We start from the raw sequence: 24813 nt of genomic DNA, 5'->3' as shown, positions 1-24813 counted from the left end.
GCGTGGACCGGATGAGCGCCAGACTGATGCCTGGAAAGCAACGACGCCGCGCTGCTGTCGTTCTTGCTGCTGTTCTCTGCTCCTTGGCCGTCGAAAGCTGCAGCAGCATCGGGCCCGGAACTGTCACCCGCGACCGCTATGACTACGGCGCTGCCATTGGCGATTCCTGGAAACAGCAGACATTGCTCAATATCGTGAAGCTGCGGTACGCGGATTTTCCGGTTTTTCTCGAGGTCGGGCAGGTCATCGCCGGCTACCAGCTCCAGACTACGGTCGGCGCGGGCATTTCAGCCCAGAACTACATCTCGAATTCGGTCGGAGGGCCGCCCGCCATTGGCGGAAGCGCTGCTGCAGCAGCGACGTACATCGATCGGCCGACGATAATGTATGCCCCGCTGACCGGAACCGACTTCATCAAGAAGCTGATGGCTCCGATCCCGCCGAGCGCTGTGCTGTTCCTGCTTCAGTCGGGCTATTCGGCGAGCCTGGTCCTGGATATCGCCATCGACTCCATCAACGGCCTGGCGAACGAGTCGCGGCGCGTCGCCATGCCCCGGACCGCCGATCCGCAGTTTGCCCAGCTCGGGCGGCTTCTCTACGAGCTACAGCTGGCCAACGCCCTGCAGGTCCGCATCGAGCGGGCGAAGGACAACTCCGAGGCGGCCATCGTGACTTTCCCGCCAGCGCATCAGACGCCCGACATTGCCGCCAAGATCGCCGAGGTACGTCGTATTCTGCGTCTGTCCGGCGGCCCAAGCTATAGCGTTCACTATGGCGGCTATTCCGGAAGAGGGGACGATATATCGATAACGACGCGCTCGATGCTGCAGATCATGCTGGAACTCGGCGTTCTCGCGCAGGTGCCGGCTGATGACATCGCCGCCGGACGGGCGGCCCCAGGCGCCAGCAGCGACAAGCCGGCGGTCGTCAGCGGACGTCCCTTGGTGACCATCCTGAGCGGCACCGCGCCTGCCGCCGACGCCTATGTGGCCGTGCAATACAAGGGCCACTGGTTCTGGATCGCCGATGGCGACTTTCGCTCGAAATCGGTGTTCGGTGCCGTAATGCTGCTTTTCTCGATCTCCGACGTCGGCGTCCGCTCGGCTCCGCCCGTGGTCACCGTGCCCGCCAATTGATCGCGCGGGTTCCCCCCCCAACTTGCCTGCCGCGCCCGGCAATCGCGCAATGTTGTCACGGAGGCCGAAGTTGCTCGTTCGGGATGAGCGGGAAACGAGGCGACAGCAGACCGGAACAGCCGTCGTTCGGCCGGCCTTCGACACGGTCTTCTTCGGCAAATACATGATAGTGGTGAAGCACGCGCGTGGCCTATCCTTGGGCGACGCCAACGACTCGATGGCGCCGGCATAGCTCGTTCAGGATCTGGATATGGGGGAAGCAGTAGGGAAGTCTGGCTCACCGTCGTGGGCACGATTCTTCGGCCCGGTGGTGATGCTGGCATTCCTTGTGGCGCAGAGCTTCGACATCCAGTCCTACCCGCTGGTCAATTACGATGCCGTCTTCCTGAACGATGCCGGCCTCCAGCTTGTCGCTAAGGGGGAATTTCGCGCCGACGTTCTGAGTCAGAATCCGGGTTTCGAGCACCATTATCTTTGGCAGCCACCCGCTCTGGCCCTGTCGTCGGCGGCGTCCTACTGGCTGTTCGGCTTCGGCATCTGGCAGACACGGCTGGCCAGCATCCTGTTCGGAGGCATGGCTCTCTGGGCACTTTTTCAGCTGGTCCGAAGCATACAGCCTGGGAGCATCGGTGCCGCCGTTGCAGCGCTTTCACTGTTCGTCATGCCGCCGTGGGTGGTGACTGCGAAAGATGCCCGCATGGATACGGGGGCAGTGCTTCTCCTGTTTCTGGGCACCGCCGCGTTCCTCAGGACGCTCGACGAGAACTGCTTCCGTAAAGCCTGGACGAGCTTCGCCGCGGGGCTTTGTGTCGGTGGCGCAGCCCTCTTTCACACCGCGGTAGTGACATGGGCGTTCGGCCTTTTCATCGTCATCGCCATATTCCACCGACGAAATCTCGGTCTGCTCCTGGCCTATGCCCTCGGCGCCGCTTTGCCGGTAGCTCTATGGCTGCTCTATTGCCTGCAGTATCCCAATGACTTCCTGCAGCAATATGCGGCGCTGCTGTCGGACCGCGTCAGCCATCAAAGCGTGTGGCAACGCTTGCTGGGCGAGGGGCAGCGTTATGCTGCCACTTTTAAAAGAGCGCCGACCTTCCTCCTGCTTGTGCTTGCCGGCACCTATGGCTTGTTGGCGCATTCGCTGTGGAGAAGCGCGAAGGTTCTGGCGCTGATCGTTCTGACCGGATCGGTTGCCCTTCTTAATGCGCTTGTCGTTGGCGGGTCGTTCAGCGGCTACTATATCCTTTACCCGCTGGCGCTTGTGCTTTGCCTGGCGGGGATAGGCATCGATCCCTGTCTTTCCCGCCATGTGTCGGGGCGCGTCATGCGGGCTGTAGCGGCCTCATGTGTTGCCTTGTTTCTCGTCAATGGGGCTGCGATCTCCCTGGGACCACGCCTGCTGGCCTATGCCTATCAGGGGCCGGAGCGCGACTATGGGCGCCAGTTTGCGGCGTTGTCGCAGATCCTGAAGCCGGGAGACCAGGTGTGGGGAGCGGCACCGACCTGGTATGCCGTGGTCAAGAGCGGGGCACGCCTGGATGCATTCGAGCCGATCCCACCCTGGCAGAAGACACAGCCCGACCCGAGAAAGCACAAGTACGTCGTCGTGGATCACGGCGCGTCATTCGACGGCATGACGGACTACGTCAAGGTTCGGGACTTCGGAGCGGACTTGCCGAAGGTTCTGGGGGCACCCTTGACGAACAAGGGCTACCGGTTCGATTTGTGGCAATCGAAGCTGATGCCCTGAGGCCGTTCTCGGGTAGCTCCGTTCCCGGCTCTCGAGCCCAAGTGGACACTGGGCCGGCCTATAGGATTGTCGAGTCGACCTTGAAGTAGCCCTTCATTCCGGTCTCGGCCTCTGGCATTACCGTTTCTAGCCTTTCGGATGAAAGAATATCCCAGAGGCATGGGGAGCAGGGGATGATCAACAATTTGGCGTCGCGTCTGATCGCGACGGGCTCGAAGCGCACGCTCGCGGTCAGGGCGCTCGGTGGCGATCTGCTGCCCGCCTCTGGCTTGATGCACGTCAAGGAACATGCTGCGGCCGGTCGAATAATGACCATCATGCCCTTCGTTCGCCTCCTCGCGTTGATGATATCGCTGTTCGCTCTGGCACCGGGCCTGGCGCAGGCCCAGACGCCTCCTGCGGCGCCAGCCGGCATGACCCAGGATCAGTTCGATGCCCTGGTGGATGCGATCAGCAAATCCGTGGCCGAGAAGCTGAAGGCTGAAGGCGCCGCTACCCCGGCGGCTCAGTCTGCCCCAGAGCACGCCGTTCAAGCGGCCCCGCCGCCAGCTGCAAAGCCGGCCGCGAAGCCGGGCAAGGGGGCGACCGCACCCAAGCCGCAAGTGGTCAAGACTCCCCTCAAGGAAGGCCCCAGCGAGATCTCGCTCTTTCTGCACAGCGCCGGGACCGTGCTATCTGCCTTTCCGATACTGGGCGAATACCTTGCAAAGGTTCCGAAGATCCTGAACCAGCAGTTGCCGGATGGCCGCGGGCCGTTCGACTTCCTGCTGTTGCTGGGGATCATCGGCCTGGTCGCCGTCGCCGCTGAAAGCATTCTACGTGGGCTGTTGCGTCGCCCGCGCACTCACCTCGCGGCGGCTACTGCTCCCGAACGAGGCCTAGTATCGCTGATCAGTCTTGGCTCGCTGGCGGCGCTCGACGGGCTCGGCGTGCTTGCTGTCTGGCTGATCAGCGAAGCGGCGGTGGCGACGTGGTTCGAAGGTAGCGCACCTCAGGACCGCCTCGCCCAAGCCGTGCTGCACGGCATTTTCGGATGGCGCCTGTACGTGCTGCTGTTCCGCATCGTCCTGCAGCCGGACATGCCGACGGCCCGGCTTTGTGCGGTCGAGGGTGCCGGGGCGCGGTCGATGTACCTGCGCATCTCGGCGGTGATGTTCGTGATCATCCTCGGCCGGATCGTGGCCCAGCTTCTGATCGCCATGACGACACCCACAGAGGCGTTCGCCGCCTATCAGGTCCTCGTCGTACCGATCTATCTTGCGTGCTTCTTCTGGCTGGTTTTTCGCTCTAAGGAAGCCGCCCAGCAATGGTTCTCCGGCCTGGCTCTGGCGGCGCCACTTGCCGGCACAGTTGCCCGGCACTGGATCGGCGTCGCGAGTACGTTCTTCGCCATTATGGGCGTGACGCAGCTATACAGCGCGCTGTCGGGGCAGGTGAAGGTCGGGGGCGCGATGGTGCTCACCCTCAACCTCGTGATTGGCCTGGTGATCTTCGAAACGCTGATGCAAGCCTTTGTGCGGCGGCTCGATTCACAGCTGGTTGGCCATACCCCGGCCAGCAATGCGCCCAAGCTGCCGGATGTCGTGGCCCGTTGCGTGCGCGTGGCGGTCATCATCGGTGTCGGCGTGACGATCGCGGAGACCTGGGTGGTCAAGGTGCTGGGGCTTGCAAGCCCCGATCAATGGGACCAGATCACGCGCGCATCACAAACAGCAGCGGTCACGCTGTTCCTGGCCTTCGTGCTGTGGGAACTGTTCAAGTACTTCACCGATCCCTACATGGCGCGCAAGCCGAAGGATGCCGCGCAGGCGATCGCGGATGGCGATGCATCGGCGGCGCCGACCACGCGCATCAGCACCGTCATGCCGCTGTTGCGGATGGCCGTCGCCATTGCGATTGTGCTCCTAGCGGTCATGATCGCTCTCGAGGATTTCGGCATCGATGTCACGCCGTTGATCGCCGGTGCCTCGATCTTTGGCATTGCGATTTCCTTCGGCAGCCAGACGCTGGTGAAGGATATCGTCTCGGGCATCTTCTACCTGACGGACGATGCCTTCCGGGTCGGCGAATACATCGATTGCGGGAAGGCCAAGGGCACGGTCGAGGGGTTCACGCTGCGCTCGATCAAGCTGCGGCACCAGAACGGCCAGGTCCATACCATCCCATTCGGCCAGCTCGGGCAGATCACCAATTTCAGCCGCGACTGGATCACGGTGAAATTCAACCTGCGCTTCGCCCGCGATACCGACATCGAGAAGCTGCGCAAGGCGGCCAAGAAGATCGGTCAGGAGATGATGGAGGTGCCAGAGATCAAATCGGAGATCCTGGCGCCATTCAAGATGCAGGGCGTCGCCGATATCGTGGAGAATGCCCTGCTGATTCGCTTCAAGTTCACGGCCCGGCCCGGCAATCCCGCCATGATTCAGCGCGAGGCGGTGAAGCGGATGTTCAATACCTTGCCGGCACTCGGCATCGAGTTCGCCAAGGAAGGGGCAACCGTGATTCTGCATACGGGGGCGAGTGCCGACGCTGCTTCCTCGCCTGCACCCGCACCGACAGCGCCGGAGACTCAGGCTCCCGCGTCGGTGGCGGCAAGCTGATTCCTGGGCGCATCGGCAGGCCGGCCGACTTGTCTCGCCGGCCTCGAAAGCGGCTCAGTTGCAGCTCGGCGTCGTACAGACGTTGACGTAGTTGTTGATTGGGGTCGGCGCCGGTGCCGCAGGCGGAATGAGCGAGGGTGCCAGGTCGGACGAGGCCAGCTGCGGCAATGTCGGTGAGATCGGGGCGGAAGGAGAAGAGGCCGCCGCGGTATCCGTTCCGGTGTTCGATTGCGTGGTCGACGTCGATGAAGACGACGAGTCCTGCGCCGATGTCGGCCCGATCGGAACGAGCGGCGTCGTCGGCGTTGCCGTCACCGTGCTGGCCGGCAGCGAAGCCAGCTGGATCGGCGACGGACCGGTATTCGGGCTTTGCGGCACGACCATGATCGGCGGGATCGTCGACAGGGCATCGTTGGCGATCAGGGGCGCGGCCCCTTGGAGGGGCGCGGCTCCCAGAAGCGGTCCGGTGCCCTGAAGAGGACCTTCGCCCAACAAGGGACCCGCGCCAAGCAGTGCACCGGCGCCCGGGAGAGGGCCGGCCGTTTGCAGGGGACCGCCTCCCTGCAACGGGCTGGCGCCTTCCACCGGCGCTCCTCCCAAGAGCGGCCCCGCACCCTGCAGTGGACTTGCTCCCTGCAGAGGGCTTTGCCCGTTGAGCGGGCCAGCCACATTGCTTGTCGGCTGCTGGTTCGACGGATCACCGGCACTTGCCTGCTGGACCGGAGCGTCTGTGCCTGCCGGTGGAGCGGGGGCCGTCAGAATGGTGGCGATCTGCTGTGCTGTCGGCGTCGAGGCGCTGGCCGTCTTCGGGTCCAGCGCCGAATTCACCTGGCTCAATCCGGCATTGCCGAGCGCCGCGCGAATGGCCGCGCCCGGCCTCGCATTTGGGGTCGATCCATTATTGGACGGGCCTGGAATGGCCGAGCGTCCCACCGGGCCGCGCGACGGGTCATTGCCGGTGGGGGCTGCACCGTTTGTCGAGCCAGGACCCGATCCCTGTTCGAACATGGCGATATTGTTTGTCAGCGAGCCTGGAGGGATGGGAGCAGGCGGTGTCGGGGGCTGGCCCGGCGTGACCGACATTTCCGTGCCGGGCTGCGTCGTGGTCTGCGTGACGCCTTGGCTGGTAATGGAGAAGGACGCCCCGAACAGAAAGGCGGCGACCGTTCCCCCGCCAGGTGCAACGTCAATGGTCGCAATAGCACCGCGAATGCCCATGCTCGCCGATGGCGTGGCGATCTTGACCTCGGCATTCTTGCTGATGACGCCGCCGACGAAGCGCATCGTTCCGCGTGACAGCTTGAGGCTCATCTCGCCGGTCTTGTTGGCCGGATCGTAGACGTATTTGTCGATCACGATCACGCTGCTCGGACCGATCGTCAGTGACGTGCCGTCGTTGAAGACGAGGTGCGCCCGATCGGAGGCCCCGGTCGTGACCTTCTCGTCGGCACTCATGTCGATGCCCACACGCAGGATTCGCTCCGCAGCCGCCGGCGGCTGCCCCTTGGGCTCGCCTTCCACGACGGAGGCGACGCCGACGCGGGCGAAGGCCGGCATGTCGGCGAACGTCAGCGCGGCTGCCATCGACAGCAGCGAGGCACCGCAGCGCCGGGCCTGGCGCTGATATCGACCGCGATCCGCGAGGAAGGCCATGCCCATGGCTCTCACCGGCTTGCCATGGCTTTGAGGAAGGCGTCGGCGCGGTCCTTGACCTCATTCGACGCTTGCGATGATGACCGCGCTGCCTGGAGGTAGGTTCGCGCCGCCTCCGTGGAGCCCAATCTGAAGTACAAGACGCCAAGCTCGAGCTTCACATCGGGAAGATCGCCCTCGACCAGAAGCAGGCGTTCGAGAGCCGAGATCGCGCCCTCGATGTCTCCCAGTTGTACGGCGAGCTTTGCAAATCTGGTCAGCACCTCGGCATCGGCCGGCTTGAGCAGGGTTTCCTGAAACGCGGCGTCATAGGCCTGGCGGAGCGCCGGGGCGGGAGCGGGCGCCGGTGCCGGCGGACGCGCCGGTAATGCCAGGCCCTGCGGTTGGCTTTGCGTCGAACTGGGCGCGGCCTGAGTCGTTATCGCCATCCCTGAAACGAGGGGGAGCGACATCGCGACCAATCGCAAAGAAAGCCAAGAACTTGGCATGAGCGTTCCCATCCGAGGCTGGCCCTGAGAGTTCAACGCCGCGCTACCCTGTATTTAGTATTCCGGTTGGTCCTTTAACGCAACGTGCGCGCAAGTTATTTGTAAATAACCCGCAAGGTTGTCCCATTATCTGACAGATCAGTCATTTTTCGGAAAATCACTGCAAATTCCGTAAGATATCGAAAAGCAAAATACGGAGATCCAAATCGATGAAGAGCGTTCTGTCTTTCTTGGCCATCTGGGGCGCTCTGTTCTGTGTCGGCGCCTGCGCTAGCAAGGGCACGCTCAACAATTCAACTGTCGAGACCGTTCGAGTCGATGAGCGGCTTTACGAGGTGAGGATCGCCCCCACAGATATCGAGAATGAATATCGAATGCTGATCGTGCGGGCGACCCTGGTCATCTACCCCGATCCCGAGCGCGAATATACCCGGGACTGGAATGTGGCGCGGCGATACATGGCGCGGACCTGCCGCGGGCAGGCCTACAAGGTTCTTGAGGATCGCCTCGAGGATAAGGTGAACCTCTATACGCGCTTCCACTGCGGCGCATAGACCAGCGCAGCCTAATCGGCTGCGCTATGAACCATCAGGCTGGCTGTAAGCTGCTGACCCTTGGTTTCCGGTCCCATCAGGACGGCAAGTGCCACGACCGCCAGGAATCCCATCGTGCTGACCATCATGGGAAGGGCGAAGCCCATATTCATGTCGATCGCGAAGTAAGTAAGGATGGGCGCCGTCAATCCACCCCAGATGGCGCCCTGATGATAGACGAAGCCGGACGCGGTCGCCCGCACCTCGGTCGGGAAGCGCTCGCACAGGTAACTGGGATTCTGTCCGTAGATCGATCCGCCGACCACGCCCTGCAGGATGAAGCCCAGCATAATGATCAGGGGATCGTGACTGAGAAGGTAGATCGGCGTCACCAGGATCGCGAGCAGGGCGGGCACGATGATGGCGGCACGTCGCCCCCATTTGTCGGCGACACTGCCCCAGACGGCGCTGCCCAGCAGGACGACGACATTTGCCCAGAAGATCGGCGCCGCGACCATTCCCGGGGTCCATTTCAGTTCCTTTTGCAGATAGGTCGAGAACAGCGCGTAGATGGAATAGTAGACGCAAAACGCGGATCCCATCCAAAGGCAGGCGGTCAGCGTGTTGAAGAGATACTTGCGCTTGAAGATGGCGAATAGCGGCAGTCTGACCTCGGCGTTCTTCTCCGCCTGAAGGCGCTTGTTCTCGGCCCAGACTGGCGGCTCTTTGACGTAGAAGCGTATCCAGACCACAGCCAGGGCCGGCAGGATGCCGAGCCAGAGCAGGCCGCGCCAACCGATATGGTCGTAGAGCAGGCCATAGGCTGCCGCAGACAGGGCGAAGCCCAGTCCCCACGACCCCTGCAGGATACCGCTCATGAATCCACGGGAGCGGGTGGGCCAGGACTCCATGGCGAGGGCGGCGCCGGCGGGCCACTCGGCCCCCATGCCGATACCCAGCAACGCTCTGAAGAAGAACAGGAACGCGAAGCTGGGCGAGAAGCCGGCAATGAAGTTGCAGATCGAATACCAGAGGATGGAGATCATCAATGGCGCCTTGCGGCCCATGCGATCGGCCATCCAGCCGGCGGCGGTTGCCCCTGCGAGACGCAGCCAGAGGGTGATGGTGAAGACGGCGGCAACGGCCGCCAGGGGAACGCCGAACTCCTGGCTGATCGGCAGCATGATCAGCAGGAAGATGGTGAAGTCGAACGCATCGAGCGTCCAACCAAGCCAGGCGGCGATGTAGGCGATCCATTGGTCCTTGGTTGGTTCCTTCCACCATGGGATCGCAGGCGATGCAGGATTGGAAGCGACAGACGCGGACATCGGCTAAACCTCCCTGTTGTCAGTAGGTTTACGCGGAGCGACTCCGAACGCTGGGCTGATATGGATGATTGTCAGACGGCTGGCCGGTCGTGGCAACGGCAGTTCGATCGAATATGGTTAACAATCGCAAACTGCCTTTGACGAAGGGAATGCCGATGCTGCGTCTGGGCTACCTGCTGCCGACCCGGGAACGGATCATGTCGGGCCAGCACGAGACCGGCTCGTTGCTGGCCCTGGCCGAACGAGCGGAAGCACTGGGATTCGACTCCGTCTGGGTAGGCGACTCCCTGCTGGCGCGGCCGCGGCATGATCCTTTGACCCTGCTGGCGGCCGTCGCGGCCCGGACACGGCATATCGAGATGGGCACGGCTGTCCTGCTTCCGGCACTGCGCAACCCTGTCGTGTTGGCGCAACAGGTGGCGACGCTCGATCGGATCGCCGAAGGTCGCCTGATCCTCGGCGTCGGGATCGGGACAGATGTTCCCAACATCCGCTCGGAGTTCGAGGCGGCCGGCGTTCCTTTCGAAAAGCGTGTCGGAAGACTGACCGAGGGCATGGCACTGTGTCGTGCCTTGTGGCAGGGCAAACCAGTGGACTGGCAGGGGCGCTGGCACATGGCTCAGGCCACTTTGGCGCCGACGCCGCATCGACCGGGTGGTCCTCCGATCTGGGTTGGAGGCTCCGTGGCGCCGGCGCGGGAGCGAGCAGGGCGGCTGTTCGACGGCTGGTTTCCAAACGCTCCGACGGCTGCCGAATATCGAGAACAGTGGGCCGACGTGACGGCCGCTGCAACAAAGGCCGGCCGAGATCCCGCCAACCTTGCCGCTGCCATGTATCTCACCTTGGCGATCGATGACGATGCGTCACGCGCCGAAGAGCGGATCGATCGGTATCTCCAGGGCTATTATGGGGTTCGCTCCGATGTGACACGCAAGAGGCAGAGATGTTTCGCCGGGCCGGTCGATGGTGCGGTCGCCTGGATCAAGGAGTATGTTGCAGCTGGTGCGACCCACCTCGTCCTGCGGTTTGCCGGCGACCCTGAAGGACAGATGGAGGCCATCGCGCGGGCTCGGCCGCTCCTCGAAGGCAGATGATGTGCAACTAGGCCTTTCGTGGCCGCTCTTCACTCAGAAGCTTGCCCGTCACGGGATTGACGATATGGACTTGGCCGCAAGCGGGACAGGGAATGGCCCGATAGGATGCTTCGCCAACCTTCGTCGTAGCACTGTTCGGGTCAGATTCAGTTTGTCCCTGAACCTGCTGCTTCGTGACGGGGCAACGGAAGACGAATGTCTTCATGAAGACGCTTATGCCCTGATCCGGAACGCAACACGTTGATCCAGGTCAGGCGAAGCACTCAGCTTTGCGGTCCGGATTCGTCGCGGAGGAGTTTGCCGTTCGAGGGATTCACGATGTGAATGCCGCCACAGGCCAGGCAATTCACGATGTGATGGTCCTTGCCGACGTCAGGGGGCTTGTCCCGCTTGATGGAGCCTTGAACGTTGAGGCCGACGATGGGGCAACGATAGAGGAAGTTACGCATATCTGTCGCAACTAGAACTCCCAAGAGGTGGCGACAGTTTGATCTAGATCAAAGCCCACGAGTTTTATGTGGAAATATGCAGGGGTTGTGTCGCGAAGAACGGCGTTCGCCGGAATTGCACAAGCTCTGTCATGCGCCTGTTTCTTTGCGATGCCGGGGTGTACGCTCATTTCATAGGAACCGACAGAGTTCCTGACAGGGAGGAACAATGGGCAACATCTATCGACGCACATTCGTGGGCGCCGCGTCGGCGGCGGCTGTCATCGGCGCCACGAAGGTCTCGCGCGCGGGAAAGAAATACGACGACGGGGCATCGGACACCGAGATCAAGCTCGGACACACCTGTCCATATAGCGGGCCCGCCTCCGCCTATGGCGTCAACGGCAAGGCGATCGTGGCCTATTGGGACATGATCAACGACACCGGCGGTATCAACGGCCGGAAGATCAAGTTCATTACCTTGGACGACGGCTACTCTCCGCCCAAGACAGTGGAATGCATCCGCCAGCTAGTTGAGCAGGAGAAGGTCCTGTGTACCCACAACACCCTCGGCACCGCCACGAACACTGCCATCCACAAATACATGAATCAGAAGAAGGTGCCGCAGCTGTACGTCGCCACGGGAGCTTCCAAGTGGGGTGATCCGGCACGCTTTCCATGGACCATGGGATTCCAGCCGGATTATCACACCGAGGGCTCGATCTACGCGAAGCACGTTCTTGCGACGGTGACGGACCCTCGCATCGGTGTGCTGATGCAGAACGACGACTATGGAAAGGACTACTGGGAGGGTTTCAGGGAAGGGCTCGGCAAGGAGGCCGGCAGGGTCGTCAAGCATGTGACGTACGAGATCAATGAACCGACGGTCGATTCGCAGATCATCCAGCTGAAAGCGGCCGACGCCAACGTGTTCTTCAATATCGCGACGCCGAAGTTTGCCGCCCAAGCGATGCGCAAGGTAGCGGATCTCAACTGGAAGCCGGTCCAGTACGTCAACAATGTCGCCGCGAGCGTGGGAACGGTCATGAAGCCGGCCGGATTCGACAATGTTCAGGGCATCATCACCGCGGCCTATCTGATGGATCCAACAGATCCCAACTGGGCCGATCACCCGGATATGAAGGCATTCAAGGCGTGGATGGCAAAATACCATCCGACAGCGCACCTGGCGGACCTCGGCAACGTCAACGGTTACACGGTGTCCTACCTCATGGCCGAGACGCTGCGCCGGTGCGGTGACGAGCTGACGCGGGTGAATGTGATGAAGCAGGCGACGAGCTTCCAGAAGTTCCGTGTGCCCATGCTCCTGCCTGGTATCACGGTCTCCACCAGTCCGAGCGACTATTTCCCGATCCAGGCCGTTCAACTGCAGCGCTTCAAAGGGCAAAGCTGGGAATTGTTCGGCGACGTGCTGGACGCGGAAAGCACCTGACGGATTTGGCCAGTCGCCGACCGGGCTAACCTGGCCGGCAAAATCGCCACTGCGCGAGACGCGCTCGGCGCGCTAGACTGCCGCCGAGTGACAGCGACGAGTAATCCTGAGTTGCCAAGGCCTTCAGCGCCGAGCGGGCCGACGCCCGAGACGGAACAGCCGGCCACGGAGATGCGGCTGGAAGCCGTAGCGCCCGAGCAATCTCGTTCGGGCGGTCCCGATGTCAAGCTGCGGGCACGGCGCCCTCGGTTCACCGTGCGCTTCAGCGTCAGCATGTTGATCCTGATGGCGCTCATCCTGCTGCCCTTGTCGTCCACCTTGCTATGGCTCGGCTGGCGCGCCGTCGATGCGCAGGAGCAGCGCAGCGTCGATCTGCGCATGAATACGTTGTACAATGCAATCTCGGATTTCATCGGCGACGGCGTGCGGGTGGACATTGCGGCGGCCGAGGCGCTGGCGGAAACGTCCGATTTCAGCATGTCGTCCGGAGGCGCGCGCGACGAGGTCCGTCGGCGCACGCTCATGGCGCTGCTTACACGACACAGCAATCTCGCCGCGGCTTTTGCCGGCTATCCCGATGGCCACCTCGTCTATGTCGGTCGGGTCTCCTTTCTGTCGAATCGGGAACGACAGGTGTTCGGCGCGCCGAAGGATGCGGTGTTTCTGTTTCGCGTCGTCGAAGGCCAAGGCACTGATCGAAGACAAAGCTGGTGGTTCGACGCCGTTCAGATGCCACGCGATGGAGTCCAGACGCGCCCCACGGATTTCGATCCACGGCAAAGACCCTGGTACATCGAGGCCATGCGGCGCCAGGGCGCCGCGCTAACCGATCCTTATCGCTTCGCCTGGTCTGCCGGTGGTTTAGGGGTGTCGGCGGGCGTTCCCATCGACGGCGGCGGAGTCATTGGCTTCGACTTCAACCTGGGCACGCTCTCTCAGCTCCTGAACGAATACAAGATCACGCCGAATTCGATCATAGGCCTGGCGACCGACGTGGCCGATCTCGTGATCGAGTCGACGCCTTGTCAGCCCGAAAGCCCCGGATGTCTTTCCAATGACGGGGACGTGCGGCAAGTCCTCAGGACGATGGCGCAGCAGGCCACAGGAGATCACTATCGGGCCGAACGTACGCTTGAGATGAACGGCCACGATTACCGCTTCATCGTCCAGGCTGCGTCGCCGGTCTACGGCAAATCGATGATGGTCGCGGCGGCAGTGCCGTTGGCCGAACTCTCCGCCGCATCGCGTATCCTCCTCGTCCGGGCGGCAATCGCCGCGGCCGTCACAGTCATTGTCGCCATCGTGGCCGTGCTGGGCGTATCGCTTTTCCTGGCGCGTTCGATGGCCCGGCTCGCGGCAAAGACGGAACGCATCAGGGAGCTGGATTTCTCAGATCGTATCCCGGTCGAAAGCCGCATCACCGAGATCTCCCGGTTGTCGCAAGCCGTGGAGCGTATGCGGTCGGGCCTCGAGGTGTTCGGACTCTACGTGTCGAAGCAGCTGGTCGGGGAGATCATGCGCTCGCCCGGCAGCACCGGGCTGGGCGGCACGCGCCGGCAACTGACCGTCATGTTCACGGATATCGAAGGCTTCTCGCGAATCAGCGAGAGCATCGAGCCGGAACTGCTGACCAGCCGGCTGTCACGCTATTTCGACACGTTGGGAGGGGCTATAGCCGCCAATCATGGCATGATCGACAAGTACATCGGCGATGGCGTGATGGCCTTCTGGAATGCGCCTCAACCGGATTCGGATCACGTTGTCCATGCCTGCGCGGCCGCCCTTGAGGTGGCGCGTTCGAGCCGCAGACTGGCCCAGAAATGGCGAAAGCTCGGTCGACCGCCGTTCAATACTCGGGTCGGCCTGCACACGGGGCAGGCAGTGGTGGGCAATGTCGGGGCACGCCAGCGCATCAACTACACGTTGGTCGGCGCCGTTGCCAATCAGGCCTCTCGTCTGGAAAACCTGAACAAGGCGTACGGGACCGAGATCCTGGCCAGCGGCGATGTCGCCACGGCAGCAGCGACACAGTTTGTATGGCGGCCGGTCGACCGCATCGTTGCGGCCGGCACGACCGAGGTCTTGGACATCCACGAGCTGGTGGCCGACATCGGCCAAGCAAAGCGATTCGCACCATTCCTGGAGAAATGGCGCGTGGCACGGGACGCCTATATCGCCGGTCGTTTCGCCGACGCCAAGCGGGACTTCGAGAGCGCCCTGGCCCTCAAGGAAGGCGACGGTCCGTGTATCGCCTTCATCTCGCGGTGCGGCCAGCTCAGCGACGCGGGCCCGTTGGTCGGCTGGGATGGCGTGTGGCGCTTCGAGCAAAAATAGGGGTCAAGCCGCCTTCGGTGAGGTGAGCAAGGCATGTCCGTCGAGCGACAGTTCGAAGCCTGGCTCGGCGATATGAACCTCGATGCCGGGGAAGCGAGAGCGGACGGCATCCGCAAAGCGGGACCAGGGTTCCGATACCGCCCCCATCATCGCATGGAACTTCTCGTGCGGCGGATAAAGCACGACGATCTTGGGTTTCAGGGCTGCGACACCGCGTACCACATCGGCCATGAAGTTCAGTTGCATGCCTGCCAGCAGGATATCGGTGCGATAGCGGCGGCCCAGATCGGCAATCTCACCGTCGGTCATCTTGCTGTTGAAGCCCTCGTTGTAGTTCAGGACGGTCACGCCGTCGGGCAGTTCGACATGGAAGCCGGTATAGGGGGAATAGAACGGCGCATTGGTCGCGCTGCTCCAAGCCCAGGAGAGCTGGGTCGTGTTGCCTTGGAAAAGCGCACGAGTCAGGGCCTTGGGAAGGTTGATGTCACGATGCTTCCAGAGAAATGCCGAGATCCTGAAGCCTGGCACATTTACCGTCTCGAAGCGCTTGGGATCGATCGCCTTCAGTTGCGTATCCGGAATACCGCGCCGGCTCTTCAGGAAAGAGCACACCGAGGGGGCGCCGATGACAGTAGCGCCGGTCGCCTTGGCAACCACCGGCACGTCGAGGAAGTGCTCTTCATGGCCATGCGTCACGCAGATATATTTGGCGTGCTCGAAGTCCTCGAGGTGAAACCATTCGGCGCCGCAATAAGGCCTGAAGAACGGATCGAAGAAGAGGGCGCCGGCGGCCGTTTCAATCGAAAGCGCGGACCAGCCGAAGTACCGTATCTTGGTTGCCATGGGCGTTACTCCAACAATGAGACGTCTTTGGTTTCACGGGCGAACAAGGTCGCGACGAAGGTAAGGGCCGCCAGCAGGATCAGCATGATGGAGACTCCGGCGGTCCCACCCATGTAGGCGGCCAGCCAGGTGGCGATGATGGGGGCGAAGCCGCCGCCGATCGCCGCGGAGGCCTGGAAGCCGAACGAGGCACCGGTGAAGCGGACCCGGGCCCCGAACAGTTCGGGAAAGTAGGCCGACTCGGGCGCGAACATCAGGCCGTGGCCGAGATTGAGGCCGACGATGATGGCGAGCATGACGATCGCCGGATCCTTGGTGTCCAGCATCCAGAACAACGGGAAGGCGAACAGCACGGTGAAGAGCACGCCGAGGAAATAGAAGGGCCGCCGGCCGATCCGGTCGGACAGCCAGCCGAAGAGGGGGATGGTTACGACCTCGACCAGAGCCGCCCAGAAGATGGCATCGAGCAGAAGCTTGCGTGGCAGGGCCAGTTTGCTCGTGGCGTAACCGACCACGAACACCGTGAGCATGTAGACCCAGGAAACCTCGGAAAGCTTCAGTCCCAGGGCGACGAGGAAGGATCGCGGGTTCTTGAATACGGCTTCGACGAAGGGGTTGGTGGAGATGTCGTTTCGTGCCTTGAGATCCTCGAAAACCGGCGTCTCCGGGACGCGGGCGCGGATGAAGGCGCCCAGCAGCACCAACACGATGCTGACCAGGAAGGGCAGGCGCCAGCCCCAGGCCAGGAAGGAAGACTCGGGCATCGCCGTCGCCAAGGCGAAGACGCCGGACGAAGTGACAAGGCCGAGCGAGAAACCAACCTGGACCAGGCTGCCGTAAAAGCCGCGCTTTCCGGCAGGGGCATGTTCAAGCACCATCAACGAGGCGCCGCCCCATTCGCCCCCCATGGCGAGGCCTTGGACGAAACGCAGCAGGACGAGCAGGGCCGGCGCGAAAATTCCGATCTGGTCATAGGTCGGCAGCAGTCCCACCAGGAAGGTCCCCAGTCCCATAATGGCCATGGTGAGCATCAGCATCGACTTGCGGCCAATGCGGTCGCCGAAGTGCCCGAACAGGGCGCCGCCGACGGGACGGGCGACAAAACCGACGGCATAGGTGGCGAGGGCGGCCAGCGTACCCGTGAGCGGGTCGACAGTGGGAAAGAACAACTTGTTGAATACGAGCGCCGCGGCCGTGCCGTAGATCAGGAAGTCGTACCATTCGATGATCGTACCGAATGTGCCGGCAAAGGCGATGATGCCCATGTTCTTGGGAGAAGCCGAGGAGCCGATGACAGCAGTCGAGGTCATGCAGTGTTCCCTTCCGCAGCAGTCGATGCCAGTGAGGCGGTGGTCTGCCTGGATTGGCGCCACGGATGGCGTTTCCGGACAGTATATAGGAATTTCCTGCATGTTTCATGCCATTCAACTAATATGGCGCAGAAGTTGCCTGAGAGTCGATCATGAAGTTCGGAATTTTCATCTATGACGGCGTCGAGCCGATCGATCTCGCGACCTTCGGCGTCTTGTCGATGGCGCGCCGTATTCGCCCCGAGATCGAGATCCACACCGTCGGCCCCGTCGCGGGACCGGTGAGGCTGTCGAACGGGCTCGTCGTGCTGGCCGACTATGCGCTTGCGGATGCGCCATCGTTCGATGTGCTGATCGTTACCGGAGGCCCGGGTTGGGTCGAGGAAAGTCGGCGCGCCGAGACGCTCGACCTGCTGCGCGAGCGGTCACAAGGCACTTTGCTGGTTTCCGTCTGCACCGGCGCCATGATCCTGGGCGCGAGCGGCGTTCTGGAGGGGTTGAGAGCAACGACGAAGCGGGAGGTCGTGCCTCCGGAGTTTCCTCCGATCCGGCAGATGACCGACCTTTATCCCGGCATCGACGTAGTGGAAGCGAGCCTGGTGGACGAGGGGCACGTGATCACCGGCGGTGGGGTGTCATTGTGCATCGATGCCACCCTCCACCTGTTGGATCGCCTGTTCGGCGGCAATGTGGCTGCTGAAACGGCCCGCATCATCGAATATCAACGCGCATGGTCCGCAAATCTCGAGCAGTTTCCGCCTCTCGTCCGTCGTCCCGTCTGAAGACTGCCTCGAAAACAGGCGGAAAGGCGACGGACGTCGAGCTTCAGCTGGGCAAGCGCATCGCCGCCTTGCGCGCGGCGGTCGGATTCACGCTCGACCGGCTGGCGGCGGACGCCGGGTTTACCAAGGGGTACCTGTCCAAGATCGAGAACTCGAAGGTGATCCCGCCGATCGGAACCCTGGTCAAGATTGCGCAGGTTCTGAACACCGATCTCGCGGCACTGTTCGGCAACAACATGCCCGATGCTGCCAACGACGAGGCGATATGCGTCGTGCGCTCGTGGGAGCGGGAAACCGCGATCCGAGGCGGCAGCTCCTTCGGCTACGACTATGTGGCGCTCGCCCACAAGCGGCACCACAAGCAGATGGAGCCGTTCATCATGGTTTTCCCGTCGGAGGTCGATAAGGACATTCGCTTCGAGCACGAAGGCGAGGAGTTCATGTTCATCCTGGCCGGCAAGGTCGAGTTCGAGGCGGAGATCGGCGGTCGTACGAAGACCTGGATTCTCTCCGCAGGCGACAGTGCCTATTTCGATGCGGAGATTCCCCATCGGGGCCGCAGCCTGCGTGGCGAATCGCAGGCGCTTGTCGTGATCTATCGAAGCAGAAGCGACGAGACCGCTACCGATTGAGAGGATCTCAGCCGCAGGCCACGGCGTAGATGTGCTGCACGTCGCTGGGCAGGGGCATCGCCTGCCAGCTTTTGCCGCCGTCCTGTGTGCCGAACACCTCTCCCTCGTAGCGGGCGCCGATATAGACCTGATCGGGATCGCGCTGGTGCAGACCGATCGACATGATGGTGCCATGCACCTGGACCTTGTCGAAGCGTTGCCAGCTCTGGCCGCCATCCTGGCTGCGATAGAGGGCCCCATCGTGACTGGCCGCCGCAACGGACAGAGCGGCATAGAGTGTGTTGGGATCGGTCGGTGAGACCTTCACATCCCGCCCGTAGGTGATGGGCGAGAACCGCCGCATCTCCATGTCCTGCCAGGTTTTGCCATGGTCGAGCGTCCGGAACAGGCCCATGCGCAGCGCGACAATGGCGGAATCCGGAGTCGCCGGACTGATCGTCACCGCGTGGCCATCGAGCATGCCTTCCGCGGTGGTATCGCTCACGATCTTGCTCTTGAGGTGCGGCTGCTCCGCGAGCTTGATCAGACCGTCGCTGCAGTCGACCCAGGTTTCGCCGCCGTCGGAACTGCGCATCACGCCATTGATTTCGAGTGCCGCATAGATCTCGTCGGGATTCTTCGGATTCTGCGCCAGACGCATGACCCGCGAGGCGAAGGGGCCGGTGCAATGTGTGACGATGACAGGCGTGGACAGCTTGCGCCAGGTCACGCCTCCATCGTCGCTGCGGTAGATATCGATCGGCGAGGCCCCGGCGAGCATCCTTTTCGGATCGCGTCTGTCGACCAGGAAACTCCAGATCTCCTTGCCAGTATCGGGAAAGCCTGCCCGGCTGAAGGTGGCACCGCGGTCCGTGCTGCGCCACACACCGTCGCTGGTTCCGGCGAACACGATCTCCGGGTTGTCCGGATGCACGAAGACCGTGAATGCCTGAACGTTTCCGAGGACGTGTTTCCAGTCGCCGCCTTTGGCGGCGCGCTGGAACACGCCCACTTTTCCGGTCTGGTCGGGTTTGCCGAAGTAGCCAGCGACGCCAACGTAGATGTTCGATGCCTCAGCCATGACAAACCCTCCAGTTACCGGTCCGTGTCAGTTCTTGGCCACGAGCGGGCAATCACCCTTGTCCAGAGGCCGGAAGGCTTCTTCGCCCGGGATCGTGGCGAGAAGCTTGTAATAGTCCCAAGGTCCCTTGGACTCCGACGGCGATTTCACCTCGAAGAGATACATGGCGTGCATGTTGCGGCCATCCGGGCGAATGTAGCTCGGGCCGAAGACCGGATCGTCCCACTTGCCGCTCTTCATGTTCGCCATGACCTTGTCGGCATCGTCGGTGCCAGTCGCCTTGATCGCTTCGAGATAGCGTCGCGTGGCAGAGTAGAATCCGGCCTGCACCATGGTCGGCATCTTGCCGTTGAACTTGGCCGCGAAGCGCTTGGAGAAGTCCCGGGTCTTGTCGTTCAGGTCCCAGTAGAAGGCTTCTGTCAGGCGCAGGCCCTGGGCGCGTTCCAGTCCCAGAGAATGCACGTCGGAGATGAACACCAGCAGGCCAGCCAGCTTCTGGCCACCCTTGACGATGCCGAACTCGGCGGCCTGCTTGATCGAGTTGATGGTGTCGCCGCCGGCATTGGCGAGACCGATGATCTGCGCCTTCGATCCTTGCGCCTGCAACAGGAAGGAGGAGAAGTCGCTGGTGTTGATCGGCGCCCGCACGCTGCCCAGCACGGTGCCGCCGGCCTTCTTCACGACTTCGCTGACGTCGCGCTCCAGGGCGTACCCGAAGGCGTAGTCGGCGGTGAGGAAGAACCAGGTCTTGCCGCCGGACTTGACGACCGCGGCGCCCGTGCCGTTGGCGAGGGCCGTCGTGTCATAAACCCAGTGCACCGTGTAAGCATTGCAGAGCTTGCCCGTGATGTCGGACGAGGCGGGGTCCGGCGCGAGGAATATCTTCTTCTTCTCGCCCGCGACCCGCTCCAGGGCGATCGATGAAGCCGATCCCCCGGCTCCGAGGATCATGTCGACTTTCTCGCTGTCGTACCACCGGCCACCGAGCGTCGCGGCAACATCGGCCTTGTTCTGAATGTCGCCGGTGACGAGTTCGATCTTCTTGCCGAGAATCGAGCCACCGAACTCGTCGATCGCCATCTGGGTGGCCACGACGGCACCCGGGCCGTTGATATCGGCATAGAGGCTGGCCATGTCGGTCGCCACGCCGATCTTGACCACATCATCGCTGACCTGCGCAAAGCCCGGCCCGGCGGAAGCCGCCAAGGCAAGGGCGGCCATGCCTATCAGTCCACGTCTCATCGTTTCGCTCCCTTAGGCTTTCTTGTTATTGAAGCCTGCGAGAATGCTGCCACAGGCCTGGAGCAGGGGAAAGCCGATGATCGAAACTATTCAGGATATCGTCACTCCCGACGGCAGGATGGAAACCTTCATCTGCCATCCCGAGCGAGGCGGCCCATATCCTCCGGTGCTGTTCCTGATGGATGCGCCAGGCATCCGCGAGGAGCTCTACGACATGGCCCGGAGGCTGGGGACGGTGGGCTATTTCGTGCTGTTGCCCAACCTCTATTATCGCGCCGGCAGGGACACCAAGTACGGCCCCGACGTCCTTCAGCATGGCAGTGCCGAGCATCAGCGTATGCGTGCGGTGCGAACCAAGATGACGATTCCCCCCGTCATGAGCGACGTTGCCGCCCTGATCGGGTTCGCCGACGGGCAGATCGCGGCGAAGAAGGGACCGGTTGGCGTCCACGGCTATTGCATGAGCGGTCCCTATGCTCTTGCGGCTGCGGCCCGTTACCCGGAGCGCATCGCCGCTGCGGCGTCCTTCTACGGCACGTGGATCGTGAGCGATGCGGTCGAAAGTCCGCACCTCACCCTCGGCAAGGCCAAGGGCGAACTCTACATCTCCTGCGCCGAGCACGATGAGCTCGCACCGCTCGACATGGTCAAGGAACTCCAGGCCCTGTTCGACAAGTCAGGCAATCCCGGCGAGCTCGAGATCAATGCCGGAGTCCATCATGGCTTCGCCTTCCCGCAACGCTGGTGCTACGACAAACCGGCCGCGGAGCGCCATTGGGAGCGGCTGATCGCGCTGTATCGCCGCCGCCTCGGCTAGGCGAGGACTGGTCTCTCGTCAGGCGGCCTTGGTGGATGTGGCCTTGCGGGCCTGCCACTTGTCCAGGATCTCGCGCGCATGATTGCTCGCCGGATCCATGGCGCTTTCGTGTCCCGGAACCTTGGCTGTAAGTTCGATGACGTAGCCGTTCGGATCACGGAAGTAGATGGACCGGATGAAACGGTGATCGGAGATGCCGCGGACCTCGCGACCCTCCGACTTCGCCTTGGCTAACATTGCTTCCAGCGTCGCAGGCTCGACTTCGAGGGCGATGTGCAGGTCGAAGTCGTGCTGGTCCTTGAAGTCGAAAGGCCGGTCAGGCGCCTCGAAGAATGCGAGACACGATCCGTCATCGAGCTGGAAGAAGGTGTGCAGCACCGATGTCTGCCGACCGGTCTTGGTCTCCTCGATGTGCAAGGTATGGACCAGCGGCAATCCGAGGAAATCCTCGTAGAACCGCCGCGTCTCCTCGGAGTCGCGGCAGCGGTAGGCGTTGTGGTGCAGCCCCTTGATCATGTGACGCTCCCTGGTCAGCGATCGAGCCAGACATCCTCGAACCGCCAATGATTGTAGATCGTGTTGACGGCCAGGTTTAGTCCCTTGACCTCGGGCCGCCAGCAGGTCGCCGCCCAATCGTGCTCGATCACCGGCCGGGCGCCGTCTTCCTGCAGCTTCTTGTCGATCTCCCACACCAGCTTCTTGCGCGCCTCGCGGTCGGTCATCTGCGATTGCTTGTCGAACAGCTTCTCGACCTCGGGGTTGCAATAGTTGGTGTAGTTGCGGTCGGACTTGCAGGCGAAGGTCTCGTACAGCACGACGTCGGGATCGTCGATGCCGACGCCCTGGACATTGAGGGCGACGGTATAGTCCTTGCGCGCCAGGCGATTGTACCAAACCGCCGTCTCGATCGGTTCGAGTTCGCCCTCGATATAGACATTCTTGAGGTGATCGATGAGCAACACGGCCTGATCCCGGTAGGTGGCGATATCACGAGTGGAGACCTTGATCTTGAGCGGCTTCTCGGCACTGTAGCCGAGGGCGCTCATGAGTTTGCGGCCTTCCGCACGGCTCTTTTCGTGATCGGCGCCGTAACCTGCGACCGTGGCGAGGAATTCCGGCGGCATGCCCCAGAGCCCTTCCGGCGGCGGCAGCATGGCGCCGCCCAGCCGGTTTCCGCCCTGGCCGATGATGGTGTTGAAGGCCGATCTGTCGATCGCCAGTACCATGGCCTTGCGGATATCGGCGTTGTCGAACGGAGGCTTATCGCGGTTCACCAGCAGGTTGGCCTGGGTGTTGGTCGGCAGCATCTCGCACTGCGCCCACGGAGCCTGCTTCTTGATGTCGGCCAATACGGGCGCCGTGATCTCACCCGTGAAGGTGAGGTCGAACTTGCCGGCGATGAAGGCGAGCGTCGCCGTCGCTCGATTCGGGATGATCGTGTATTCGATCCCGTCCAGATAGGGGCGACCCTTCTTCCAGTAGTCCGGATTCTTCGCCAGCTTGATCGACTGGTTGCGCGTGAACTCGACGAACTTGAACGGGCCGGTGCCGATGGGCTTGGTCCGCATCTGGGCCGGCGGAACGTGACACGGATAGACCGGGGAGAATCCCCCGGCGAGCATGGTGAGCAGCGACGGCTGTGGACGCTCGAGGTGGAAGGTGACCTCGCGGTCACCGTTGGTCGTGATTTCCTTGAGATTGAAGTACCAGGGTTTCCGTGGATTCTTGCGCAGCTTCGATTCGTCGGAGATCAGCATGTCCCATGTGCACTTCACATCCGCGCTCGTGAAAGGCTTGCCGTCGTGCCATTTCACGCCGTCGCGCAGTTGGAAGGTGAGGTTCTTGCCGTCATCGCTCCATTTCCACGACGTCGCCAGATCGGGAACGATATGATCGGGATCGTTCTGCTTCGTCGCCGGATCGAAGACCACCAGGTTGTTGTAGAGCGCCATGAACGGCATGTCGGTGGAGATGGTCGCCTCTTCGTGGATCGACGCGCTCGGCGGATTGTCGCGGTGATAGACGCGCAGGATGCCGCCGGCCTTCTGGGCCGAAGCGTTGTACGATGGCATGAGCAGCAGCGCAGCCAACGCCGCGGCCAGCAGACGATTCATCTTTGATCCCCTCCCAAATCAGGCGGGGACGATAACACGCCTGCCGACGATGATTTGCCAAATACCTGCCGCGAGAACGCATGCGGCCACTGCAAAAAATGCCATGCGATAACTGATCTGCGATGCGATCAACGCGAAGAGCGGCGGACCGAAGACGGCGCCCGAGAAGGCCAGCGCCGTTTGCACGGCGGCGACGGCTGCCGCTTCGCCTGGCGGAGAGAGATGGGCGAACTCCGCCTGTGAGGTGCCGTTCCAGCTGATGACGACCGAGCCATAGCCGATGACGGCGAGCGCAATCAGCCAGAAAGGCGTCGTTTCGGACAGCAGACCGACAGCGATGCTGCCCGCGGTCATGCCGATGCCGGTCCAGCCGAGCAGCAGAATGCGGGGGAAGCGATCGCCCATGCCGCCGCTGACCAATCGCACGCCGGTCCCGAACAATTGGGAGAAGGAAAGCAGCGCGCCAGCTTTGGCGATCGACAGGCCGCAATGCTCGTACAGATAGGTGACGAGGTAGAACGTGAAAGTGTGCTGGGCCACCACATAGACGAACGCCGAGCAACCGAGAACGCGTAGCTGGTCATGCGCCATCACGAAACGGATCGAGCGCCAGATCCCGCTCGGCGAGCGCGTGCCAGCACTGACCACATCGAGGCGCGGCCGCAACGGCTCGACGAGCAGGGCTGCCAGCACGGCCGCGCCGGCCGCGGTCAGGCTGGCGCCGCGCCAGCCGATCCAGCCCAGCAGCCACGGGAAGACAAGACCGGCCAGGGCAAAGCCGATCGGCACGCCGGTCTGCTTCAGCGAGAACACCATGCCGAAATATTCCCGCGGCACGCGCTGGGCGAGGATATGGGCCGAAGCGGGATTGATGGGGCCTTGAGCGGCGCCGATGCATGCCACCGCGAGGACAGTGGCGCCGACCAGGGCAATCGCATTGAAGGCGAGGCCGATCGCCGCCATCAGCAGGGCCGCCTGGCAAACCCTGACGGCACCCAGCCGAAGAATCGGCCCCGCTGCGGCGAGGGCCATAACGGCGGCGACGGCATAGATGATCGCCGTGAAGATCCCGACCAGCTTGGGATCGATGGCGAGATCCTTGGCGACCGCCGGCATCATCACGCTGAGCGACAGGACGCTCAGCGAAATCATGACCTGGATCGCCAGCATGGAGGCGACCGGAATGAACGCGCGTTTCATGCCGGGCGCCTCCAAT

General features: G+C 62.5%; 21 protein-coding genes. 10 read left to right on the top strand and 11 right to left on the bottom strand.

Features of this window, described 5'->3' with window-relative positions; all coding sequences use genetic code 11:
* Nucleotides 1–11: 11 nt before the first annotated feature.
* From B5D62_RS07135 to B5D62_RS07120, 3 genes are all read left to right on the top strand, one after another.
* On the top strand, nt 12–1136 hold the full coding sequence (locus tag B5D62_RS07135; protein ID WP_139373747.1) for a hypothetical protein: 1125 nt from the start codon (nt 12–14) through the stop codon (nt 1134–1136).
* Between the two features lie 250 nt (nt 1137–1386).
* A complete protein-coding gene (locus tag B5D62_RS07125) occupies nt 1387–2886 on the top strand; it encodes a glycosyltransferase family 39 protein (protein ID WP_085933067.1) in 1500 nt (499 codons plus the stop codon).
* Between the two features lie 173 nt (nt 2887–3059).
* Nucleotides 3060–5486, top strand: coding sequence for a mechanosensitive ion channel family protein (locus B5D62_RS07120; RefSeq protein WP_085933066.1), 2427 nt, complete (start codon nt 3060–3062; stop codon nt 5484–5486).
* A 54-nt stretch (nt 5487–5540) separates the two neighbouring features.
* On the opposite strand, the gene B5D62_RS07115 is transcribed toward B5D62_RS07120, so the two are convergent.
* Together B5D62_RS07115 and B5D62_RS07110 are read right to left on the bottom strand one after the other, a co-directional pair.
* Nucleotides 5541–7139 carry a FecR family protein gene (locus B5D62_RS07115; protein ID WP_170920813.1) on the bottom strand — a complete coding sequence of 533 codons (1599 nt, stop codon included), beginning with the start codon at nt 7137–7139 and terminating at the stop codon, nt 5541–5543.
* Nucleotides 7140–7150: 11 nt separating this feature from the next.
* Nucleotides 7151–7591 (bottom strand): tetratricopeptide repeat protein, encoded by a 441-nt coding sequence (locus tag B5D62_RS07110; protein ID WP_231714772.1) that lies wholly within the window; start codon nt 7589–7591, stop codon nt 7151–7153.
* 245 nt (nt 7592–7836) lie between these two features.
* On the opposite strand from B5D62_RS07110, the gene B5D62_RS07105 reads away from it, so the two are divergent.
* Nucleotides 7837–8181: a hypothetical protein gene (locus B5D62_RS07105; protein ID WP_085933063.1), complete on the top strand. Its 345-nt coding sequence runs from the start codon at nt 7837–7839 to the stop codon at nt 8179–8181.
* Nucleotides 8182–8192: 11 nt separating this feature from the next.
* Here B5D62_RS07105 and B5D62_RS07100 read toward each other — a convergent pair whose 3' ends face one another.
* Complete coding sequence (locus B5D62_RS07100; protein WP_085933062.1) at nt 8193–9488, bottom strand: MFS transporter; 1296 nt, start codon at nt 9486–9488, stop codon at nt 8193–8195.
* Between the two features lie 155 nt (nt 9489–9643).
* Here B5D62_RS07100 and B5D62_RS07095 point away from each other — a divergent pair, with 155 nt between their 5' ends.
* Nucleotides 9644–10582 carry an LLM class flavin-dependent oxidoreductase gene (locus B5D62_RS07095; RefSeq protein WP_170920811.1) on the top strand — a complete coding sequence of 313 codons (939 nt, stop codon included), beginning with the start codon at nt 9644–9646 and terminating at the stop codon, nt 10580–10582.
* Nucleotides 10583–10845: 263 nt separating this feature from the next.
* Here B5D62_RS07095 and B5D62_RS07090 read toward each other — a convergent pair whose 3' ends face one another.
* Nucleotides 10846–11031, bottom strand: coding sequence for a hypothetical protein (locus B5D62_RS07090; RefSeq protein WP_085933060.1), 186 nt, complete (start codon nt 11029–11031; stop codon nt 10846–10848).
* A gap of 208 nt (nt 11032–11239) precedes the next feature.
* Here B5D62_RS07090 and B5D62_RS07085 point away from each other — a divergent pair, with 208 nt between their 5' ends.
* Together B5D62_RS07085 and B5D62_RS07080 are read left to right on the top strand one after the other, a co-directional pair.
* Nucleotides 11240–12463 (top strand): ABC transporter substrate-binding protein, encoded by a 1224-nt coding sequence (locus tag B5D62_RS07085; protein ID WP_085933059.1) that lies wholly within the window; start codon nt 11240–11242, stop codon nt 12461–12463.
* Nucleotides 12464–12574: 111 nt separating this feature from the next.
* A complete protein-coding gene (locus B5D62_RS07080) occupies nt 12575–14797 on the top strand; it encodes an adenylate/guanylate cyclase domain-containing protein (RefSeq protein WP_139373745.1) in 2223 nt (740 codons plus the stop codon).
* A 3-nt stretch (nt 14798–14800) separates the two neighbouring features.
* Here B5D62_RS07080 and B5D62_RS07075 read toward each other — a convergent pair whose 3' ends face one another.
* Together B5D62_RS07075 and B5D62_RS07070 are read right to left on the bottom strand one after the other, a co-directional pair.
* The gene (locus B5D62_RS07075; protein ID WP_085933057.1) at nt 14801–15640 is read right to left on the bottom strand and encodes an MBL fold metallo-hydrolase; all 840 of its coding nucleotides are present in this window, start codon (nt 15638–15640) and stop codon (nt 14801–14803) included.
* A gap of 5 nt (nt 15641–15645) precedes the next feature.
* Nucleotides 15646–16950 (bottom strand): MFS transporter, encoded by a 1305-nt coding sequence (locus tag B5D62_RS07070; RefSeq protein ID WP_085933056.1) that lies wholly within the window; start codon nt 16948–16950, stop codon nt 15646–15648.
* A 152-nt stretch (nt 16951–17102) separates the two neighbouring features.
* Here B5D62_RS07070 and B5D62_RS07065 point away from each other — a divergent pair, with 152 nt between their 5' ends.
* Together B5D62_RS07065 and B5D62_RS07060 are read left to right on the top strand one after the other, a co-directional pair.
* Complete coding sequence (locus tag B5D62_RS07065) at nt 17103–17732, top strand: DJ-1/PfpI family protein (protein ID WP_085933055.1); 630 nt, start codon at nt 17103–17105, stop codon at nt 17730–17732.
* Entirely contained in the window at nt 17681–18364 is a 684-nt protein-coding gene (locus B5D62_RS07060; RefSeq protein WP_085933054.1) for a helix-turn-helix domain-containing protein, read from the top strand. Before B5D62_RS07065 ends, B5D62_RS07060 begins: the two co-directional genes overlap by 52 nt.
* Before the next feature lie 7 nt (nt 18365–18371).
* Here the strand turns inward: B5D62_RS07060 and B5D62_RS07055 are convergent, their stop codons facing one another.
* A complete protein-coding gene (locus B5D62_RS07055) occupies nt 18372–19424 on the bottom strand; it encodes a WD40/YVTN/BNR-like repeat-containing protein (protein ID WP_085933053.1) in 1053 nt (350 codons plus the stop codon).
* 27 nt (nt 19425–19451) lie between these two features.
* Nucleotides 19452–20666, bottom strand: coding sequence for an ABC transporter substrate-binding protein (locus B5D62_RS07050; RefSeq protein WP_085933052.1), 1215 nt, complete (start codon nt 20664–20666; stop codon nt 19452–19454).
* 76 nt (nt 20667–20742) lie between these two features.
* Between B5D62_RS07050 and B5D62_RS07045 the strand changes: the two genes are divergently transcribed.
* Nucleotides 20743–21483 (top strand): dienelactone hydrolase family protein, encoded by a 741-nt coding sequence (locus B5D62_RS07045; RefSeq protein WP_085933051.1) that lies wholly within the window; start codon nt 20743–20745, stop codon nt 21481–21483.
* 18 nt (nt 21484–21501) lie between these two features.
* Here the strand turns inward: B5D62_RS07045 and B5D62_RS07040 are convergent, their stop codons facing one another.
* The 3 genes from B5D62_RS07040 to B5D62_RS07030 are packed head-to-tail and all read right to left on the bottom strand — an operon-like array spanning nt 21502 to nt 24797.
* On the bottom strand, nt 21502–21999 hold the full coding sequence (locus B5D62_RS07040; RefSeq protein WP_085933050.1) for a VOC family protein: 498 nt from the start codon (nt 21997–21999) through the stop codon (nt 21502–21504).
* Nucleotides 22000–22013: 14 nt separating this feature from the next.
* Nucleotides 22014–23597: an ABC transporter substrate-binding protein gene (locus tag B5D62_RS07035; protein WP_085933049.1), complete on the bottom strand. Its 1584-nt coding sequence runs from the start codon at nt 23595–23597 to the stop codon at nt 22014–22016.
* A gap of 18 nt (nt 23598–23615) precedes the next feature.
* Nucleotides 23616–24797: an MFS transporter gene (locus B5D62_RS07030; protein ID WP_085933048.1), complete on the bottom strand. Its 1182-nt coding sequence runs from the start codon at nt 24795–24797 to the stop codon at nt 23616–23618.
* Nucleotides 24798–24813 lie beyond the last annotated feature (16 nt).

This window comes from Enhydrobacter aerosaccus (genome assembly GCF_900167455.1).
GTDB classification, from domain to species: Bacteria; Pseudomonadota; Alphaproteobacteria; order Reyranellales; family Reyranellaceae; genus Reyranella; species Reyranella aerosaccus.
The sequence above is the reverse complement of the archived record's forward strand: the minus strand, read 5'-3'. Positions and strand labels throughout refer to the sequence as shown.

Coding starts and splice junctions, on each gene's coding strand:
- B5D62_RS07135 (WP_139373747.1), top strand. CDS start 12: ATGAGCGCCAGACTGATGCCTGGAAAGCAACGACGCCGCGCTGCTGTC.
- B5D62_RS07125 (WP_085933067.1), top strand. CDS start 1,387: ATGGGGGAAGCAGTAGGGAAGTCTGGCTCACCGTCGTGGGCACGATTC.
- B5D62_RS07120 (WP_085933066.1), top strand. CDS start 3,060: ATGATCAACAATTTGGCGTCGCGTCTGATCGCGACGGGCTCGAAGCGC.
- B5D62_RS07115 (WP_170920813.1), bottom strand. CDS start 7,139: ATGGCCTTCCTCGCGGATCGCGGTCGATATCAGCGCCAGGCCCGGCGC.
- B5D62_RS07110 (WP_231714772.1), bottom strand. CDS start 7,591: ATGTCGCTCCCCCTCGTTTCAGGGATGGCGATAACGACTCAGGCCGCG.
- B5D62_RS07105 (WP_085933063.1), top strand. CDS start 7,837: ATGAAGAGCGTTCTGTCTTTCTTGGCCATCTGGGGCGCTCTGTTCTGT.
- B5D62_RS07100 (WP_085933062.1), bottom strand. CDS start 9,488: ATGTCCGCGTCTGTCGCTTCCAATCCTGCATCGCCTGCGATCCCATGG.
- B5D62_RS07095 (WP_170920811.1), top strand. CDS start 9,644: ATGCTGCGTCTGGGCTACCTGCTGCCGACCCGGGAACGGATCATGTCG.
- B5D62_RS07090 (WP_085933060.1), bottom strand. CDS start 11,031: ATGCGTAACTTCCTCTATCGTTGCCCCATCGTCGGCCTCAACGTTCAA.
- B5D62_RS07085 (WP_085933059.1), top strand. CDS start 11,240: ATGGGCAACATCTATCGACGCACATTCGTGGGCGCCGCGTCGGCGGCG.
- B5D62_RS07075 (WP_085933057.1), bottom strand. CDS start 15,640: ATGGCAACCAAGATACGGTACTTCGGCTGGTCCGCGCTTTCGATTGAA.
- B5D62_RS07070 (WP_085933056.1), bottom strand. CDS start 16,950: ATGACCTCGACTGCTGTCATCGGCTCCTCGGCTTCTCCCAAGAACATG.
- B5D62_RS07065 (WP_085933055.1), top strand. CDS start 17,103: ATGAAGTTCGGAATTTTCATCTATGACGGCGTCGAGCCGATCGATCTC.
- B5D62_RS07060 (WP_085933054.1), top strand. CDS start 17,681: ATGGTCCGCAAATCTCGAGCAGTTTCCGCCTCTCGTCCGTCGTCCCGT.
- B5D62_RS07055 (WP_085933053.1), bottom strand. CDS start 19,424: ATGGCTGAGGCATCGAACATCTACGTTGGCGTCGCTGGCTACTTCGGC.
- B5D62_RS07050 (WP_085933052.1), bottom strand. CDS start 20,666: ATGAGACGTGGACTGATAGGCATGGCCGCCCTTGCCTTGGCGGCTTCC.
- B5D62_RS07045 (WP_085933051.1), top strand. CDS start 20,743: ATGATCGAAACTATTCAGGATATCGTCACTCCCGACGGCAGGATGGAA.
- B5D62_RS07040 (WP_085933050.1), bottom strand. CDS start 21,999: ATGATCAAGGGGCTGCACCACAACGCCTACCGCTGCCGCGACTCCGAG.
- B5D62_RS07035 (WP_085933049.1), bottom strand. CDS start 23,597: ATGAATCGTCTGCTGGCCGCGGCGTTGGCTGCGCTGCTGCTCATGCCA.
- B5D62_RS07030 (WP_085933048.1), bottom strand. CDS start 24,797: ATGAAACGCGCGTTCATTCCGGTCGCCTCCATGCTGGCGATCCAGGTC.